11 protein-coding genes are annotated in these 18333 nt (G+C 72.2%); 7 read left to right on the top strand and 4 right to left on the bottom strand.

Going from position 1 to position 18333, the window contains the following annotated elements; all coding sequences use genetic code 11:
- Nucleotides 1–31: 31 nt before the first annotated feature.
- From IEY17_RS10695 to IEY17_RS10685, 3 genes are read left to right on the top strand one after another with little or no spacing between them, the layout of a single operon-like run.
- Complete coding sequence (locus tag IEY17_RS10695) at nt 32–793, top strand: thioesterase II family protein (RefSeq protein WP_188987182.1); 762 nt, start codon at nt 32–34, stop codon at nt 791–793.
- 14 nt (nt 794–807) lie between these two features.
- The gene (locus tag IEY17_RS10690) at nt 808–4566 is read left to right on the top strand and encodes an SDR family NAD(P)-dependent oxidoreductase (protein WP_188987181.1); all 3759 of its coding nucleotides are present in this window, start codon (nt 808–810) and stop codon (nt 4564–4566) included.
- Nucleotides 4567–4590: 24 nt separating this feature from the next.
- Nucleotides 4591–4800: an MbtH family protein gene (locus IEY17_RS10685; protein WP_188987180.1), complete on the top strand. Its 210-nt coding sequence runs from the start codon at nt 4591–4593 to the stop codon at nt 4798–4800.
- Between the two features lie 188 nt (nt 4801–4988).
- Here the strand turns inward: IEY17_RS10685 and sbnA are convergent, their stop codons facing one another.
- The 4 genes from sbnA to IEY17_RS10660 form a co-directional block, all read right to left on the bottom strand.
- On the bottom strand, nt 4989–5966 hold the full coding sequence (gene sbnA, locus IEY17_RS10680; protein ID WP_188987179.1) for a 2,3-diaminopropionate biosynthesis protein SbnA: 978 nt from the start codon (nt 5964–5966) through the stop codon (nt 4989–4991).
- Nucleotides 5967–6082: 116 nt separating this feature from the next.
- Nucleotides 6083–7117, bottom strand: a complete 1035-nt coding sequence (sbnB, locus tag IEY17_RS10675) for a 2,3-diaminopropionate biosynthesis protein SbnB (RefSeq protein WP_188987178.1) — start codon at nt 7115–7117, stop codon at nt 6083–6085.
- Between the two features lie 47 nt (nt 7118–7164).
- Entirely contained in the window at nt 7165–11364 is a 4200-nt protein-coding gene (locus tag IEY17_RS10665; protein WP_229680023.1) for an amino acid adenylation domain-containing protein, read from the bottom strand.
- 153 nt (nt 11365–11517) lie between these two features.
- Entirely contained in the window at nt 11518–12501 is a 984-nt protein-coding gene (locus IEY17_RS10660) for a clavaminate synthase family protein (RefSeq protein ID WP_188987177.1), read from the bottom strand.
- 221 nt (nt 12502–12722) lie between these two features.
- On the opposite strand from IEY17_RS10660, the gene IEY17_RS10655 reads away from it, so the two are divergent.
- The 4 genes from IEY17_RS10655 (at nt 12723) to IEY17_RS10640 (ending at nt 18309) form a co-directional block, all read left to right on the top strand.
- The gene (locus IEY17_RS10655) at nt 12723–13703 is read left to right on the top strand and encodes an ATP-binding cassette domain-containing protein (protein ID WP_188987328.1); all 981 of its coding nucleotides are present in this window, start codon (nt 12723–12725) and stop codon (nt 13701–13703) included.
- Nucleotides 13703–14692: an ABC transporter permease gene (locus IEY17_RS10650; protein WP_229680022.1), complete on the top strand. Its 990-nt coding sequence runs from the start codon at nt 13703–13705 to the stop codon at nt 14690–14692. Before IEY17_RS10655 ends, IEY17_RS10650 begins: the two co-directional genes overlap by 1 nt.
- 111 nt (nt 14693–14803) lie before the next feature.
- On the top strand, nt 14804–15517 hold the full coding sequence (locus tag IEY17_RS10645; protein WP_229680021.1) for a thioesterase II family protein: 714 nt from the start codon (nt 14804–14806) through the stop codon (nt 15515–15517).
- A gap of 128 nt (nt 15518–15645) precedes the next feature.
- On the top strand, nt 15646–18309 hold the full coding sequence (locus IEY17_RS10640; protein WP_229680020.1) for a sugar-binding protein: 2664 nt from the start codon (nt 15646–15648) through the stop codon (nt 18307–18309).
- Nucleotides 18310–18333 lie beyond the last annotated feature (24 nt).

The following is an 18333-nucleotide window of genomic DNA, read 5'->3' as shown; positions in this document are numbered from 1 at the left end:
GCTGATAAACGCAGTTCCTAGGGTCGGGAGCATGCTCGACTCGTTCACCGTGGAGTCGCCGTACGTGCGGCGTGCTCGGCGTCCCGACCGGCGGTTCCGGTTGTTCTGCTTTCCGCACGCCGGGGCCGGAGCGGCGGCGTTCGCCGAGTGGCCGGACCGGCTGCCCCCGGAAGTCGAGCTGATCGCGCTGCAGCTGCCCGGCCGCGAGGACCGGATCCGGGAGGCGCCGCTGACCGACCTGGACGTCGCGGTGCGCACCCTGGGCCTGACCATGCGGCCCTACCTGCAGGGGCCGTTCGCGTTCTTCGGGCACAGCGGCGGCGCGCTGCTGGCGTTCGAGCTGGCCAGGGCGTTGCGCCGCCGGGGCGGGCCGCAACCGGCGCACCTGCTGCTCAGCGGGCAGGCCGCCCCGGACGAGCCGCCGGTGGCCGAGCCGCTCCACCAGCTGCCGGACGACGAGTTCGTCGCCGCGCTGGCCGCGCTCGGTGGCACCGCGCGGTCGGTCGTCGACGACCCCGAGCTGATGCGGTTGCTGCTGCCCGCGCTGCGCGCCGACTTCACCCTTGGTGAGCGCTACGAGTACCGCAGCGAACCGCCGCTGGACGCGGCCATCACCGTCCTCGGTGGACTCGACGACGAACGCGCCCCCGAGCAGTCGATGCGGGCGTGGCAGAAGCAAACCAGCGGTGCTTTCCGGATCCGGCTGTTCCCCGGCGGCCACTTCTACCTCAACGAGCGGGTGCCGGAGCTGACCGAGGAGATCGGGCAGATCCTCCTCGGCGGGAAGCGGTGAGGAGGTCAGGCTCCATGGAGTTGATGGCACGGCTGTCCGAAGCGGTCCGGTCGCAGCCGGGCGTCACCGACGTCGCCTGCGTGGTCCGCCGCGAGGCCAGGTCGGCGGTGGCCGAGCGCGTCCCGGTCGAGGCACCGGTCGAGCCGGAGCCCACCGGAGACCTGCCCCTGGCCGAGGTGCACGGCGGGGACCTGCCGGTTGCCCCGGACGCACCGAAAACCCTGTCCGAGGCGCTGCTGCTGGCCGCTGAACTCGCCCCGCAGCGCGGCACGACGTTCCTCGCCGCGGACGGCCGCGAGAGCTTCCAGAGCTACGCCGACCTGCTCGCCGAGTCGCGGGAACTGCTCGCCGGACTGCGCGAGGAGGGCCTGCGGCCCGGCGACTCGGTGCTGTTCCAGTTCGCCGACAACCGCAACTTCGTCACCGCTTTCTGGGCCTGCGTGCTCGGCGGTCTGGTGCCGACGCCGTGCGGCGTGCCGCTGGGCTTCGACCGGGAGAACGCGGGCACCCGCAAGCTGCGCAACGCCTGGGAACTGCTGGAGCACCCGGTGGTGCTCACCGACGCCGCACTGCTGGACTCCGTCGGCGGACTGGGCCGCGACTGGCACCCGGACTTCACCGCGCGCAGCGTCGAGGAACTGCGCCGACCGGGCGCGGATCCCGAACCGTCCCGCATCGAGCCCGGCGACCCGGTCGTGCAACTGCTCACCTCCGGCAGCACCGGTGTGCCCAAGTGCGTCCGCCACGCCAATGCCAGCATCATCGCCCGCACCCTGGCCAGCGCCGCCGTCAACGGCTTCGACGAGCACGACGTTTCGCTGAACTGGATCCCGATGGACCACGTCGGCGGCGTGATCATGCACAACGTCAGCAACGTGGTGCTGCGCCACCAGCACGTCAACGCCGAAACCGACGCGTTCCTGGCCGACCCGCTGGTGTGGATGGACTGGGTGCACCGGTTCCGGGTCACCAACACCTGGGCGCCGAACTTCGCGTTCTCGCTGTTCAACGAGAACGCCGAGCGGATCGGCGACCGCGACTGGGACCTGTCCTGCCTGCGGCACATCTGCAACGGCGGCGAGGCCGTGGTGACCCGCACGGCGCAGCGGTTCCTGGAGCTCCTGCGGCCGTTCGGGCTGCCCGCCGACTCGCTGCTGCCGACCTTCGGCATGTCCGAGATCGCCTCCGGCACGATCTACTCGACGCTGTCCGCCGACGACCCGCAGCAGGGCACCATCAGCGTCGAGAAGTCCTCGCTGGGCGGCCGGCTGCGGGTGGTCGAGCCCCGCGACGACCCCGAGGTCATCACCTTCACCGAGGTCGGCAGGCCGCTGCCCGGGCTGAACATGCGGATCGTCGACGAGCGCAACCGGGTGCTGCCCGAGGACCACGTGGGCCGCCTGCAGTTCTCCGGCGCCACGATGATGACCGGCTATTACCGCAACGAGGAGGCCAACCGCCGCGCCCACACCGAGGACGGCTGGTTCAACAGCGGCGACCTCGGGTTCATCCACGACGGACGGTTGACGCTGACCGGCCGGGACAGCGACCTCATCGTCATCCAGGGTGTCAACCACCTGAACTTCGACATCGAGTCCATCGTGGAGCAGGTGCCCGGCACCGAGGTCACGTTCGTCGCCGCGTGCGGCGACTCGGGCAGCGGGGCCGAGGCGGACCGGCTGGTCATCTTCTTCGTGCCCGCCGACCCCGACGTGCCCGGCACGGTGGCGCGCATCCGGGCCCGGCTGGCCGGGGAACTGGGCGTGCAGCCCGACCTGGTGGTACCCGTGGAGCGCAGCAGCTTCCCGAAGACCGGCAGCGGCAAGATCCAGCGCTCCCAGCTACTCGCCGACCTGCACGCCGGGAAGTTCGACGACGTCCTGCGCGACCTCGACGCCGCCCCCGACGAGCCGGTCAGCAGCGCGGACTGGACCTTCGAGCGGGTGTGGATCCCGCAGGCCGCGGTGGCCGCCGAATCACCCGACGGCGTCCGACTGCTGTTCGCCGACGCCGAGCACGAGGAGCACTTCGGCGAGCGCACCGCGGTGGTGCTGCCGGGTACCCGGTTCGCCCGCGACGGCAACCGGTTCTCCATCGATCCGGACAACTCCACGCACTATCACCGACTGCTCGCGGAGGTGCGCCGCCAGTTCGGGCCGATCTCGGTGGTGCTGCACGCCTGGGCCACCGCACCGAGCCGGGACCTCACCGGCGGCCTGCGCGCCGGGGCGCACTCCCTGCGGCTGCTGCTGGCCGAACTGGCCTCGGCCCCGGACCGCCCGCAGGTCCTCGTCCTGACCACCGGCGGGCTGTGGGTCCGCGACGGCGACACCGTGGACGTGCCGAAAGCCGCGCTGCCGGGCCTGGTCCGCACGGCCGTGGCCGAGGCCGTCGTCCCGCGGCTGCGGCAGGTCGACCTGCCCGCGGCCGAACCCGAGCGGTGGGCGGGGATCGTCCGCACCGAACTGGCGGCGGCACCGGACGCCGACGTGGTCGCCCACCGCGGCGCGACCCGCCTCGTGCCCCGGCTCCGGCCCGTGGCGCTGGACCTGGACGGGACCCCCGACCTGGAACCCGGCGGGGTGTACGCGATCACCGGCGGGCTCGGCGGCATCGGACACCAGATCGCCGAGTACCTGCTGGCCACCTACCAGGTGCGGCTGCTGCTGATCGGGCGCAGCCCCGTCGTCGAGGGCACGGTGAAAGCCGAACGGCTCGCCGACCTGCAGACCCTCGGCGAGGTCGAGTACCGGGCACTGGACGTCGGCGACACCGCCGCCCTGCTCAGCGCCGTGGCGCAGGCCGAGCGGCGCTGGCAGCGCCCGCTGTCCGGGCTGTTCCACCTCGCCAGCAACGACGTCTCGCCGCAGTGGGCGCAGCTGGAGCTGCACACCCTCGCCCGCGCCACGCGCAGCGAGTTCGCCGAGACCTACCGGGCCAAGGTGTACGGCACGATGGCTGTCGCCGAGGTTCTGCGGGACCGCCCGCACGCCCTGCTGGTGCTGTTCTCCTCGGTCAACGGCGAGTTCGGTGGCAGCTCCTTCGGCGCGTACTCCTCGGCCAACAGCTTCCTCAACGGCTTCGCCGACCACTGGGGGCGCGAACTCGGGCGGCCCGTGCGCTGTCTGTCGTGGAGCATGTGGACCGACAGCGGCATGAACCGGGGCGCCCCGACCGCCGCGACGGCCTCCCGCGGGTTCGTGCCCATCGACGACGCCGGAGGGCTGGCGTCGCTGCTGGCTGCCCTGAGCCAGCACCGGCCCAACCTGTTGATCGGGCTGGACCGACGCAACGAGCACATCATCGCCGAACTAGCCCCCGAGCACCTGCGCAGCGCGGAGATCGTCGTCGCCTACACCGGTGATCCGGTCGACGAGCAGCAGCTACGCACCGAGACGGCGGCGCTGCTGGCGCGAAGCGACGTGCCGGTGCGCTTCACCCGCGTCGCGCAGATTCCGCGGGAACCCAGCGGGGAGGTCGACCGGGCCGCGCTGCTGGCGGTGGCGCGCGCCGAGTCGGCAGCCGGGCGCCGCCGTTACGTCGAGCCCGAGACCGAGCTGGAGCGGCGGCTGGCCGACATCTGGGGCGAGGTGCTCGGCCGCGACCGCGTCGGTCGCGACGACGCGTTCTTCGAACTCGGCGGCAACTCGCTGCGCGCCGCGCAACTGGTGGCCCGCATCAACGGCGCCCTGCCGGGCCGGGTCGCGGTCCACCAGCTCTACGACCACCCGACCGTCGGCCGACTGGCCAAGGTGCTCGAAGCCTCGAACTAGCCGAATGTCCGGAGAGGAAGCCAGATGACCAACCCGTTCGAAGACCCCGAAGGCCGCTACCTGGTCCTGGTGAACGACGAGGGCCAGCACTCCCTGTGGCCGTCATTCGTCGAGATCCCGGCCGGGTGGAGGAAGGTCCACGGTGAGGACACCCGGGACGCCTGCCTCGCCTACATCGAGCAGAACTGGACCGACCTGCGCCCGAAGAGCCTCATCGAAGCGATGGGCCGCTGACACGGCCAGCGCGTGCTGAGGGTTCTGGGGTGGCAAACCTGAGACAACGGAGTTCCTGCCAGTCAGCGTCAACCACGATCGCTGATGTGCGGGAACTCCGTTGACGTCCGTCAGCACTCGTCCACCGTACCGACACGTGACACGACAGCGGCGCGGGCCGCCCGGACATACCGGAAGGGGCCGGCCGGTCAGCCGCGGGTGGCGAGCTCGTCGGCGACGGGGGCGGTCTGGTAGACCTGCTGGACCCAGCTGGGTTGGTAGAGGGAGTCCAGGTAGCGTTCGCCGAGGTCGGGGGAGATGGTCACCGCGGTGACGTCCGGGCCGAGGTCGTGCTCGGCCAGCCACCGGGTGGCACCGCTGACGACCGTGCCGGTGGAGCCGCCGAACAGGAACCCGCGCGCGGCCAGGCGGTGGCAGGTGCGGACCGTGTCGATCTCCTCCACCAGCACCACGTCGTCCACGAAGGACTCGTCGAGCAGTGCCGGCCGGACCCCGGTGCCCAGCCCCGGAATCATCCGCGGCGCGGGCGGACCGCCGAAGGTCACCGACCCGACCGCGTCGATGGCCACCACGCGCACGTCCGGCCGGAACCGTTTGAAGTAGCGGGCGCAGCCCATCAGGGTGCCCGTGGTGCCCGCCCCCACGAACAGCACGTCCAGCCGCGGGAATGCGCGGTCGATGGACGGCGCCGTCGTCCGGTAGTGCGCCGACCAGTTGTCCGGGTTGGCGTACTGGTTCAGCCACAGGTAGCGGTCGTCGCTCTCGCACAGCTCACGCACGTGCGCCAGCCGGGCGGCCAGGAACCCGCCCTCGGGGTCCGGCTCGGTGATCGTGTGCACCTGACAGCCCAGCGCCTCCATCAGCTGCTTGGTGGCCAGGTTGCACCGCGAGTCGGTCACGCACACGAACTGGTGGCCCTTGCTGGCGGCGAGCACGCTCAGCGCCACCCCCAGGTTGCCCGACGAGGACTCCACCAGGATCGAGTCGGGGCGCAACGCACCGGAGCGCTCCGCCGCGGCCACCATCGCCTCCGCCGCCTTCAGCTTGATGGACCCGGCGAAGTTGAAGCCCTCGCACTTGAGATACAGCGGAACGCCGAGGGTGGGGCGGAGGTCGACGTACAGGTCGTCCTCGTTGAATTCGTGCGGCTGCGAGATGATGGGCACCGAATTCTCTTTCGTCTTGTCCGAAGAACTCCCGGCGAGCACGACCCGCGACCTTGCGCGGTCGATCCGCGGTGCGGGCGGTGCCACACACCACCCGCACCGCCGCGCGAACTCCCTCAGCCGTAGCGGCGCAGTTCGGCGAAGAAGTCGGGCACCACGGTCGGCTCACCGTGGGCCAGCACCTCGTCGTAGACGTACTTGCCGACGGCCAGGTCCAGCACACCCAGGCCGAACGGCGAGAACACCACCGTGCGGTCACCCGGAATCTTCAGCCGGCCGTCCAGGACGTCGTTGATGGTGCCGTCGAGGAAGTCGCGGTTTCCGGTGCGCTGCTCGGCCAGGTGCGGGGAGGTGTCGGCCTTCAGGCAGTGCTCCACGTCGTCGACGACGTTCACCGACGACAGGATGATCTCCGGCGACAGGTCGCGCAGCGACACGTGCAGCACCAGCGGGTGGTGCGCGAACCACGCCGGGTCGTGCACGTGCGGGGTGCCCGCGACGGTCGCGAAGACCACCAGGTCCGACGAGCGGATGAGCTCCTCGGCGCTGTCGTGCACGGTGATCCGCGGCCCGGACTCCACGCGCTCCAGGTACGACCGGAAGCCGGCACTGTGGTCGGCGGACAGGTCGTACACACCGATCTCGTCGAAGGTCCAGCCGGTGGCGTGCAGGTAGGTGTGCAGGTAGCGGGCGATCAACCCCACCCCGAAGAACCCGACGCGGCGCGGTCGGCCCCGGTCCCGGCTGAGGTGGTCAGCGGCCAGCGCCGCCGACGCCGCGGTGCGGGTCGCGCTGATGATCGAGCTCTCCAGGCAGGCGAACGGGTACCCGGTGTCGTGGTCGTTGAGCACCAGCACCGCGGAGGCGCGCGGGATACCCGCGGCGACGTTCTCCGGGAAGCTGGAGATCCACTTGATGCCGTCCACCGCGGAGCTGCCGCCGAGCGAGGCGGGCAGCGCGATGATCCGCGAGGTCGGCCGGTCGGGGAAGCGCAGGAAGTACGACGGCGGGTTGACCGTGCTGCCCGCGCCGTGCAGCCGGTAGGCCGCCTCGACGATGTCCACGACCTGCCGCTCGCGCCCGGCCAGCGCCTGCTGCACCTGGGCGCCGGAGATCACGGTGAACGAGGGGACCTTGGCTTGTTCGGACATGGTGAGTGGGAACTCCTGTCGTCGGTGGTTCGCGCCGGTCGGCGCGATCAGGACAGTGCCACGGTCGGGGCGCAGTCGGCCACCCGCACCGGGTCGCCCATCGCCACCAGCACCTCGCGGGAGCCCTCGTAGGGTTCGCGGCTGTGCGCCCGGGCAATGTTGTCCACCAGCATCAGGTCACCGGCCTGCCATGGTTCGCGCTGCGTGTGCTCCTCGTAGACCTTGTTGAGCAGGGCGATCACGTCGTCGCCGATCGGGTCGCCGTTGCCGTAACGGGAGTTGAACGGCAGTCCGTCCGGGCCGAACTCCATCACCAGGTAGTCGCGCACCTCCGGGTCGATGGTCCACTCGTTGAGAAACGCGACCTGGTTGAACCACACCCGCTTGCCGGTCTTCGGGTGGGTGAGGATCGCCGAGCGGCGCTGCCGGGTGCGCAGGCCGTCCGCGCCGTCCCACTCGAACTCGATGGCGTTGTCCCGGCAGTAGCGCTCCACCGCGGCGCGGTCGTCGGTGCCGAACGCCTCCTGCCACGGCACCCCGACCATCTCGTTGTAGTGGCGCAGCAGCTGCCAGCCCTCCCGTTCGAACCGCTCCACCAGGTCGGCGGGCAGCGCCTCCAGCACCGCGCTCGCGTCGGCCACGCCGGTCACACCGCCGGAGTCGGGGGCGTCGAGGCAGGAGAACAGCATCAGGCCCGGGATCTCCAGCGTGTAGCTGAGCTCGTGGTGCATGCACATCGGCTGGTTCGGCGGCCACTTCGAGGAGGAGTAGACGCCGTCCTCGTAGGTCCAGCGGCGGGCGAACGCCTCGCGTTCCTGCATCAGCGGCGCGGCGAGCTCCCGCGCCACCCGGCCGAAGTCGGCGGCGTTGGTCAGCCGCAGGCCACGGATCAGCAGCGCGCCGTGCTCATCGACCAGGGAGCGCAGTTCGGCGCGGTGCTCGGCGGTCCACGCGGTGGCGTCGGCCACATCGCCGACGCGCAGGACGGCCGGCTTGTCCGCGGCGGTGACAACGTCGAGTTCAGCGGAGGCCATCGGTCGTACCTTTCCGGTTGGCTGCGGGGCCGGGTTCTCGGTGGCGGGCCGCACCACGGCGGCCGCCTCGGTGGCGTGCGTGGCCAGGAAGTAGTGGCCACCGCCGGAGATTCGCCGCCGCTCCACGTGCTGCGCGACGACCTCCCACGGGCTCGCCAGCCCTTCGGCGAGGCCCGCGTCGCCTTCGGCGAACACCACGGTCAGCGGTGCGGACAGCCGCCGCGGGGGAGCGGTCTGGAGGTCGAGGAGGTACCGGGCGGCGACGCGCACGTCGTGCCGGTACGCCTCGGCGACGTTGGCGGCGTGCTCGGGCCGTAGCCGGTCGAGTTCGCGGAACGCGGCTTCGGCACCGAGGCGCTGTTTGATGTCCTCGGTGGACAGGGCGTCCAGTTCGGCGATGTCGCGCTGCAGCTCCTCGACCGAATTCAGGGCGCGCGCCCCGACGATCACCTGGTGCACGCGGGTTCCCTGCTGTTCCAGCAGCCGGGCCGCGTGCACGGCGAACGCCGCACCGGCCGAGTGACCCCACAGCGAGATCGTCTCCAGACCGAGCTTGCCGATCTCGGCGACCACGTCCGCCGCGGTCTGCTCCAGCCCGGCGAACGCTCCGGCGTCGGCTCCCAGGTCGTGCCCGGGCAACTGCACGGCGTAGGTGCTGATCCCGGCGGCACGCAGGGCGTGGGCGAAGGCGTGGAAGTTCACCGGGCCGCCCCCGGCGTAGGGGAAGACCACCAGCCCGTGCCGCGACCCGTCCGCCACGGACAGCTGTTGCAGGACGCCGGTGCCCGCCGCGGTGCGGCCGTCCAGCACCGCCGCGAGGTCGGCCAGCACCGGGTTGGCGGTCACGTCCTTCAGCGACACCCGCCGCTCCAGCTTGATGACCAGCTTCACCGCCGACAGCGAGGTGCCGCCGCGGTCGAAGAAGTGGTCGGTGCGGCCCACCTGGTCCACCGCGACGCCCAGCGCCTCGGCCCACTTCGCGGCCAGGTCGCGTTCGGTCGGCGTCCGCGGCGGCTGGTGCGCCGCGGAGTCCTCGGCGGCGCGTTCCGCGGCCAGCCGGGTGAGCGCCTTCTTGTCGGTCTTGCCGTTGGCGGTCAGCGGCAGCGCCTCGACGTGGTGGAAGTGGTCGGGAACCATGTAGTGCGGCAGGCCGCGGCTCAGCAACCGCTTGAACTCCTCCGGGTCCAGCCGTTCGGGGCCGGTGTAGAAGGCCACCAGGTTCTTGTTGCCGCCGCCGTCCTCGGTGACCACCACCGCGCCGTCGCGCACCCCGGGGACGCGCAGCAGCTGGTTCTCGATCTCGCCGATCTCGATGCGGAACCCGCGGATCTTGACCTGCGCGTCCCGGCGACCCAGGAACTCGAGCTTGCCCTCCGGCAGCCAGCGGCCGAAGTCGCCGGACCGGTACAGCCGGTTCCCGGGCCGGTGCGGGTCCTCCAGGAACGCGGCCGCGGTGCGCTCCGGGTCGTTGATGTAGCCGCGCCCCACGCACACCCCGGAGAAGACGATCTCGCCCGGCGCGCCCAGCGGCACCGGACGCAGGTCCGGGTCGACGACGTAGACGTGCGTGTTCTGCACCGGCGGCCCCAGCGGTACCCGGTCGCGGACCGGGACCTCGGTCATCACCTCGTGGTTGGTGTCGTCGGAGGTCTCGGTGAGCCCGTAGACGTTGGCCAGCTTCAGCCCCGGATAGGTGGCGAACCAGCGCTGGGTGAGCTCCTTTTTCAGCGCCTCGCCGGTGACCGAGACGCACTCCAGGGCGGGCAGCTCGCGCGGCGAGTCCTCCAGGTAGGTCAGCACCGTCTCCAGGTACGACGGCACCAGCTGCAGGATCTGCACCCGGTGCTCGGCGATCTTGTCGACGAAGCGCTGCACGTCGAGGATCACGTCCTGCTCGATCAGCACCGTGCGGCCGCCCACCAGCAGCGCGCTGACCAGCTGCCACAGCGAGATGTCGAAGCACTGCGGCGCCGTCTGGGCGACCACGGCGCCCTCGGCGATCCCGAGATCGTGGATCTTGGCGAACAGGTGGTTGATCATCCCGGCGTGCTCGCACATCGCGCCCTTGGGCTCGCCGGTGGAGCCGGACGTGAAGTAGACGTAGGCGAGCTGGTCGGCCGCGACCGGGACACCCGGGTTCGTGGTGTCACCGCCGATGTCGCGCAGCGGCAGCACCTCGACGTCGACGTCGGCGCCGTCGAGGTTCGCGGTGCGGCCGACCTCGGCCAGCGCGAACTGACAGTCGCTGCGGCGCAGCGTCCTGGCGATCCGGTCGGCGGGGAAGTCCGGTTCCACCGGCAGGTAGCAGCCGCCGGCCTTGAACACGCCGAGCACCGACGCCATCCAGTCGAGGTTCCGGTCGGTCACCACCGCGACCACGTCCTCCGCACGCAGGCCACGCGCGAGCAGGGCGTGCGCGATCTGGTTGGCGCGCTCGTTGAGCTGCCGGTAGGTCCACCGCTGGTCCCGGTACACGGCGGCGACCGCGTCGGGGTGGCGCTGCACCCGCGCCTCGAACAGCTCGTGCACGCGCTGCTCGGGCAGGTCCCGCCGCGGACCGGCCAGGCCGAAGATCTGGTAGTGGTGCTCCTCCGCCGACAGCAGCGACGCGGCGTTGTGCGGAGCGTCGAGGTCGGTGGTGAGCTGGTCGAGCGCCGCGAGGTAGTAGCCGCCGATGCGGTGCACCTGCGAGGCGTTGAGCAGGTCGGCCCGGTGCTGCAGGCGCAGCAGGCCCGTCTCGGCGGTGAAGCCGGTGCGCAGCACGACGTCCCCGAGCTCACCCGCCGCGGCGGTGAGGTCGAGGACGGTGTCGAAGACGGTCCCGCCGAGTTCGGCGGGCAGGTGCGCGCGGATCTCCTCGGCCACGTTGTGGACGCGCGCCACGAGTGCGCGCCACGAACCGTCCGGCAGCCTCACCGAGCAGGGCGCCGGATCGCCGCCGTCGACCAGGAACCCGGTCACCACCTGGGGTTCCCCGGTCACGGCGGCGATCACCTTCACATGCGCGGCCAGTGCGAGGGTGCTGACCGGCACGCCCAGCGCCTCAGCGGTGCTCCGCAGCCGCTGCGTCGTGGCCGCGGGCAGCTCCAGCTCGTGGCACGCGGTGCTCGGCGGTTCCGGTTCGGGGCCGTGCCAGCGAGGGATCGGGGTGAAGGCGGCGCCTTCCAGGACCTTCGTCCAGAACGCGCGCCGTTCGGCGGATGACCGGTTCAACCGAGGCTCTCCCTCCACTCGAGACTGGCCCCGGCGACGCTAACCGCGCCGCCTTTTGCCTCGTTATCGAATTTCTTTCCGGGCGATCTCGGCGGGAACCGATGCGGTCATCTCCACGGGAACCGCCGGGCCCGGGACGTGGCTGCGGTCGGATCAGTCGAGGACGTAACCGTCGGCGGTGCGGTGCGCGCGGGAGGCGCGGAAGTCCGCCAGCGAGAAGGTGCGCTGGAGCCAGCGGTCCTTGCCGTCGTAACGGGGCTGGAACGCGGTGCGTCCGTGCACCGTCACCCGGTTGTCCACAATGGCCATCGACCCCGGCTTCAGGTAGTGGGTGTGGGCGTTGTCCGCGAACAGCTTCTGCAACTCGTCCATCGCCTCGCGGGCCCGCTCGGTCAGCGGCTTGGTGGCGGAAAAGTCGATCTTGATGTCGGGGTCGTCGACCGCGCCGGTCAAAACGGCGTGCGGCGTGGCGTCGCCCTCCACCGCCCCGAACGACGGCGGCGGCTCGGTGACGAACTCGGCGCGGAACAGCGTTTCCCGCGCCGGGCCGCTGAGCAGGCCGAAGACCTGGCGGATGCAGGCGGTGCGCAGGCCCGCGACCGCCTCGTGGTCGGCGCGCAGGCAGGACAGCATCACGAAGTCCGGCCGGTGCGGGTGGAAGGCGTTCTCGACGTGGAACGACAGCAGCACGGATCCGGCGTTGCCCTGGAACTCCTCCTTGCCCGGCACCGGCACCACGTCCTGCACCAGCGCACCGGACTTCTCCGGCCGGAAGGCGGCGGGATCCCCCAGGCCGGTGGCGACCATCATCAGCACCGCCGCGGGCACGGTGGCGGTGCGCTGCACCGAACCCTCGACCATCGGGGTGTCCGGCACCTCACCGGGACCCAGCGGCAGGCCGTTGATCACGAGCGCGCCGGTGGTGCCGGAATCCCGGCGGAACCGCCGGATCGCGGTGCGCACCGGAGCGGGCAGCTGCTCCCACGCCTCGCGCGCCGCCGCTACCCAGGCCGGATCATCGACCCGGCCCCCGGCCACGGGCAGCAGGTCGAGCGCGATCTGCTCGATCTCCCGTGCGACGGGCGGCTCGATCGTCACCGTCTGCGCCGGCACCTCGGTGCGGACTGCCACCGACATACTCCACCAACCTTCCGGTTCGGCTGCGATCGCCCGCGTGCCGCGGCGACCCGTGGCGGTGAAGGTAGGCATGCCATTTTTCGCGCCGATATTGATTCCTTTTCCGATATCACCCCGATAAGGGCCGTGGCTACACTCGGAGGTCGCCAAGCCGAAGCAGCCGACGGAGGGTTCAGTCTCATGTGGACCGGAATGCGCCGCCGACCACGGAACCCGGCGTCATGACGGCGGCGGTGCTCGTCGAGGGACTGGTGAAGCAGTTCGGCGACCGCCGGGTGGTCGACGGCGTGGACCTGACCATTCCGGAGGGCACCGTGCTGGGCCTGCTGGGCCCCAACGGCGCGGGCAAGACCACCACCGTCCGGATGCTGGCCACGCTGATCCGCCCCGACGGCGGGCGGGTCCGCATCGGCGGCTACGACCTGGTGCGGCAGGCCAACCAGGTGCGTCGGCTGATCGGCCTGACCGGCCAGTACGCGTCGGTGGACGAGAATATCTCGGGTCGCGAGAACCTCTACATGATCGCCCGGCTGCTGGACCTGCCGCGGCGCCGCGCCCGGGAGCGTGTCGACGAGCTGCTGGAGCAGTTCGATCTGGTGGAGGCGGCGTCGCGCCCGGCGGGCAAGTACTCCGGGGGCATGCGGCGGCGGCTGGACCTGGCCGCCAGCATGGTCGGCAACCCGGCGCTGCTCTACCTCGACGAACCCACCACGGGCCTGGACCCGCGCAGCCGCAACAACCTGTGGGATTCGGTGCGCGCGCTGGTGGACGACGGCACCACCGTGCTGCTGACCACCCAGTACATGGAGGAGGCCGAGGCGCTGGCGGACACGGTGGTGGTGATGGACCGCGGCCGGGTGATCGCCTCCGGCACCAGCAGCGAACTGCGCGCCCGCGTGGGCGGCCAGGTGCTGCGCGTCCGCACCGCCCGCCCGGAGCACCTGGAGGAGCTGGCCCGCCGGCTCAACGGCATGCGGGTGCGCAACTTCCGGGTGGACTGGGAAAACCGGTTGGTGTCGGTGCCGATCGTCACCGAGGCCGAGCTGACTGCCGTGATCCATATGCTCGCCGCGTCCCAGCTGCCGATCGCCGGGGTGGACACCCACCTGCCGAGCCTGGACGAGGTGTTTCTGACGTTGACCGACAAGCCGCGCGAACCGGCCGACCCGGACGCCACGGTGGTGCTGCGGAGGGTGTTCTGATGACCGTGCCCGCTGCAGGCCCCCCGCCGCGCCGCGCCCCGGTCCCCCCGGGCCAGCGGCCGGGTCCTCCGCCACAGCCCCGCCCGCCGGGGCGCGCCCACGGCGCCCCGCCCCGGCCGGTCGCGCCACAGCAGCCACCGGCCCGCTCCGGCCCGCCTCCGGCGGCGCCGCGCCGCGCCGAGCCACCACCGAAGCCGTCGCGGCTGCGGGAGGTGTCCGGCCGCGTCGGGCCGCGCGCGATGCTGCGCCACACCGGGGCCATCGCGCGGCGCAACCTGCTGCAGGTGGTCAACGACCGCGGCGCGATCCTGGACGCCACGTTGATGCCGATGATCTTCACGTTGATCTTCGTGTACGTCTTCGGTGGCGCCATCGCCAACGACCAGAACGACTACAAGCAGTACCTGCTGCCCGGGATCATGGTGCAGACGGTGTCGTTCGCGTCCAGGCTCACCGGGGTCACGCTGAACGTGGACGCCAGCCGCGGCGTGATGGACCGGCTGCGTTCACTGCCCATCGCCCGCTCCGCGGTGCTCACGGCGCGGATCTCCGCGGACATGTGCCGGATGCTGCTTGGCCAGCTGGTGATGTTCGTGTTCGCACTGATCATCGGTTTCCGGGTGCAGACCGACGTGGTGTCGGCGCTGGCGGCGATCGGGGTGCTGCTCGCCTACGGCTTCGCGCTGTGCTGGATCTCGGCGTTCATCGGCCTGGCCATCAAGAGCCCGGAGACGGTGCAGTCGGTGGGGTTCATCTGGACGATCCCGCTGCAGTTCGGCAGCTCCATGTTCGTGCCGCTGGACACGATGCCCGGCTGGCTGCGGGCGTTCGCGCAGGTGAACCCGACGACGCTGGTCACCGACACGTGCCGGGCGCTGTTCGTGGGCGGCCCGGTCGCGCCGTCGGCGCTGGGGGCGTTCCTGTGGATCGGCGGGATTGTGGTGGTGTTCGTGCCGCTGTCGGTGTGGAAGTACCGCCGGTACACCTAGTTCGCGGGCTGGCTTGCGGGTCTTGTGGCGAAACCGCGGATACCGTCTCGCTGCGCGAAGCCCGTTCCATGGCGTTGGTCGCGACCGGGAGCCGGTCGCGAGGAGGGAGTTGTGGTGCAACAGATCCGGCTGTTCTGCTTTCCGCACGCCGGCGGCGGCCCGTCCGCCTACCGGGGGTGGGTGGGCGCGCTGGGCCCGGAGATCGAGGTCGTCCCGGTGCCGCTGCCGGGGCGGGAGGCGCGGATCGCCGAACGCCCGCACCACCGCATGGACGAGCTGGCCGAGCAGATCACCCGCGAGCTGGCGCCGTCCCTGGACCGGCCGTACGCGTTCTTCGGACACAGCATGGGCGCGGGGCTGGCGTGGGAGCTGGCGCGCCGCACCGCACCGCTGGGCGTGATCGCCTCGGCCCGGCGCGCCCCGCACCTGCCCACCCGGCGGCGGCGTATGTCGGAGCTGTCCGACCAGGAGTTCGTCACCGAGCTGGGACGGCTGGACGGCACCCCGCGCGAGGTCCTGGAGAACCCGGAGTTGGTGGAGCTGTTCCTGCCCACGCTGCGGGCGGACTTCGCGCTCAGCGAGAGCTTTCTCGCTCCGGCGGGCCGCCGGTTGCACTGCCCGGTCGTGGCCCTGGCGGGGGAGGGCGACGCCGAGGTGGACCGGGAGGAGCTGGCGGCGTGGGCGGAGTCGACCACCGGGCCGTTCCGCAGCCGGTGGTTCCCCGGCGGCCACTTCTACCTGTCCGGGCCGAACCCCGAGGTCCTGGCGGAGGTCCGCGCCGCCGTCCTGGAGTTCGCGGCGCACCAACCGTCCGCGCTTCGCTGACCCCTGGCCGGACCACGGCGGCACAACGGGCCGCGCAGGTCGGCGTGGAGCTCGCGGCAGTGCCTTGAGTGGTGGAGCTGCGGTCGTGCCATCCTCGGCCCTGCAGTCGATCTTGCGAGGAGAGTGCGGTGGGACCACTGCGACGCGGCGGACCGGCGCTTGCGCTGGCGGCGCTGCTGGGCTTCGGGATCCTGACACCCACGGGATCGGCGCAGCCGGCCGATCCGGATCTGGACGTGCTGTTCGTCGGCGCGCACCCGGACGACGAGGCGTCGCTGCTGTCGACCTTCGGCCAGTGGCAGCACGACCATCAGGTGCGCATCGGGGTCGTGACCATCACCCGCGGCGAGGGCGGCGGCAACGCGGTCGGCCCGGAGGAAGGGCCGGCGCTCGGGCTGCTGCGGGAGAGCGAGGAGCGCCGCGCGGTGGGCGCCCTCGGCGTCTCCGACGTGTACAACCTGGACAAGCCGGACCTGTACTACACGGTGAGCGCGCCGCTGACGGCATCCGCGTGGAACCACCACGACGTCCTGGCGAGGCTGGTCCGCGTCGTCCGGCAGACGCGGCCCGAGGTGGTCGTCACCATGGATCCCGCGCCCACGCCGGGCAACCACGGCAACCACCAGTACGCCGCGCGCCTCGCGCTGGAGGCGTACCGGGCGGCGGCCGATCCGGCGGTCTTCCCCGAGCAGATCGGCGACGAGGGCCTGGCGCCCTGGTCGGTGCGCCGGGTGCTGTCCAACGCCGCCGGTGCCGAGGAGGAGGTCCACGGACCGGACTGCGAGCAGCGCACGACACCGGCGGAATCGCCGGGGCCGGAGTACTACGCGTGGGGTGGCCGCACGGCCCCGGGCGGGATGAGCTGGGAGCAGCGGGAACGGCTCGCCGAACGCGAGTACCGCACCCAGGGCTGGGCCGGTCGCCCGGACATCCCCGATGACCCCGCGCGGATCGGCTGCGACCATCTCACCGAACTGGCCAACCGCGCGCCGCACGCCCCGGGCGCGCAGGGTCCGGACGCACCGCTGCTGGGCGCACTGCTGCCGATCCCCGGCGGTCTGCCGGTCGGCACCGGCCTGGCGGCGGTGGCCGACCGGGCGCGGGTCGTTCCGGGCGAGGTCGTGCGGGTCGGCGTCGAGGTGACCGCTCCGGCGTCAACGCCGCTGCGCGCCGGGCGGATCGAGCCGGAGGTGCCGCCGGGGTGGGAGGTCCGCGGCGACGGCGCGTTCGGTCCGGTGGAACCGGGCGCGACCGCGCGGGCGGAGTTCGACATCGCCGTGCCGCCGGGCCGCGAACCCGGGCGGGTGCCGCTGCCGGTGCGGGTGCGATCCGCGCAGGGCGAAGGCGAAACCGAGCTGCGGGTCGACGTCGTGCCACCGGTCGTGGCGGAGCAGGCTCCGCTGCCCGGCGTCGCGGAGTTCCAGCGGTGGGCGTCCGCGGCGGGGCTGCCGTTGCTGCTGGACGCGGTGGACCCGGTGCAGACCGTTCCGGCGCTCGGTGCACGCGATGTCCAGGCGGTGGTGCGCAACAACAGCGCCACCGCGCGGTCCGGGACGGTGCGGTTCGAACCGCCGCGGGGCTTCGAAGTCGCGTCGGCGGAGCAGCAGTTCCCGGACCTCGCTCCGGGCGAGACCCGGGTCGTGGACTTCCGGGTGCGCAGCACCGATCCGCGGATGCCCACCGGAACGCAGGGCGGTGACCACCCGTATCAGCTGACCGTGCGAACCACCGATGGCACGACCCGGACGAGCACGGCCGCGCTGGAACTGGTCCCGGCCACGACGATCCCGCGGGCCGCCGCGGAACCGGTAGTGGACGGCGAGGCCGGGCCGGGCGAATACCCCGGTGCGGTGCTGGATGCGTCCGCGCTGTGGGAGGGCGAGCAGTGCGCCCCACCGGACTGCGCCGCCACCGCGCGGCTGTCCTGGCACGGCGACGCCCTGCACGTGCTGGTCGACGTGGTGGACGACCAGCGGGGCACGCCGCTGGCCCCGGAGGACTGCAAGCGGCACTGGCGCACGGACGCCGTCGAGATCGCCATCGACCCGAAGGGTGACTCCGAGAACACCTCGAGCACGTTCAAGCTGGCCGTGCTGCCGACCACGCGGGGCGACGGGCCCCCGTGCCATGTCCGGGACGCCGACAACCACCAGGGCCCCGGCGAGCAGACCGCACCGGGCGTCACGGTCGCCTCGAAGGTGCGTGCCGACGGGTACGCGGTGGAGGTGTCGATCCCGCTGCGGGTGCTGCCCGGCTCGGTGGACCCGCTGCGGATGGGTTTGGACGTGCTGGTGTACGACTCCGACACGCAGGACCAGACCGGCCAGTCGCGGATCGGCTGGTCCACGTGGGCAGGCGTGCAGGGCGACCCGTACCGCTGGGGTCGCGCGGTGCTGGCGGACCACCCGGCGGGCGATCCGGTCCCGCCGCCCGCCGCGGTCCTCCCGCTCGACGCGCTGTCCTCCGTGGACTCCGTGGAGTCGGTGGCGCAGGCGGTGCGGCTCGGTACCTCGCTGGGCGGGGCACCGCCCGCCGGTGCCAGGGCCACCCGGCTCACCGGTGCCCGCGCGGAGCAGGGTGAGGTCCTTGCGGGTCTGGCGGTGCACGGCCCGGGTGTGGTGCACCTGTTCGTCGTCGACCCGGGAGGTGCCGTGCTGGCCGAGCAGCGGATCGAGGTGGACGGCCACGGGAACCGCGAGGTCCGGCTGCCGGTGGCGGGAACCCCCGCGCGGCTGCTGGCGGGATTCGGCACACCGGCGGGTGCCACGGCGGCCTCGGCCGCAGATCTCTAGCGGGTCCGCCGGCACCCCACTTCG

It is taken from the genome of Saccharopolyspora thermophila (assembly GCF_014646075.1).
GTDB classification, from domain to species: Bacteria; Actinomycetota; Actinomycetes; order Mycobacteriales; family Pseudonocardiaceae; genus Saccharopolyspora; species Saccharopolyspora thermophila.
Note: the sequence above shows the minus strand (reverse complement) of the source record. Positions and strands in the feature narration are given on the sequence as shown.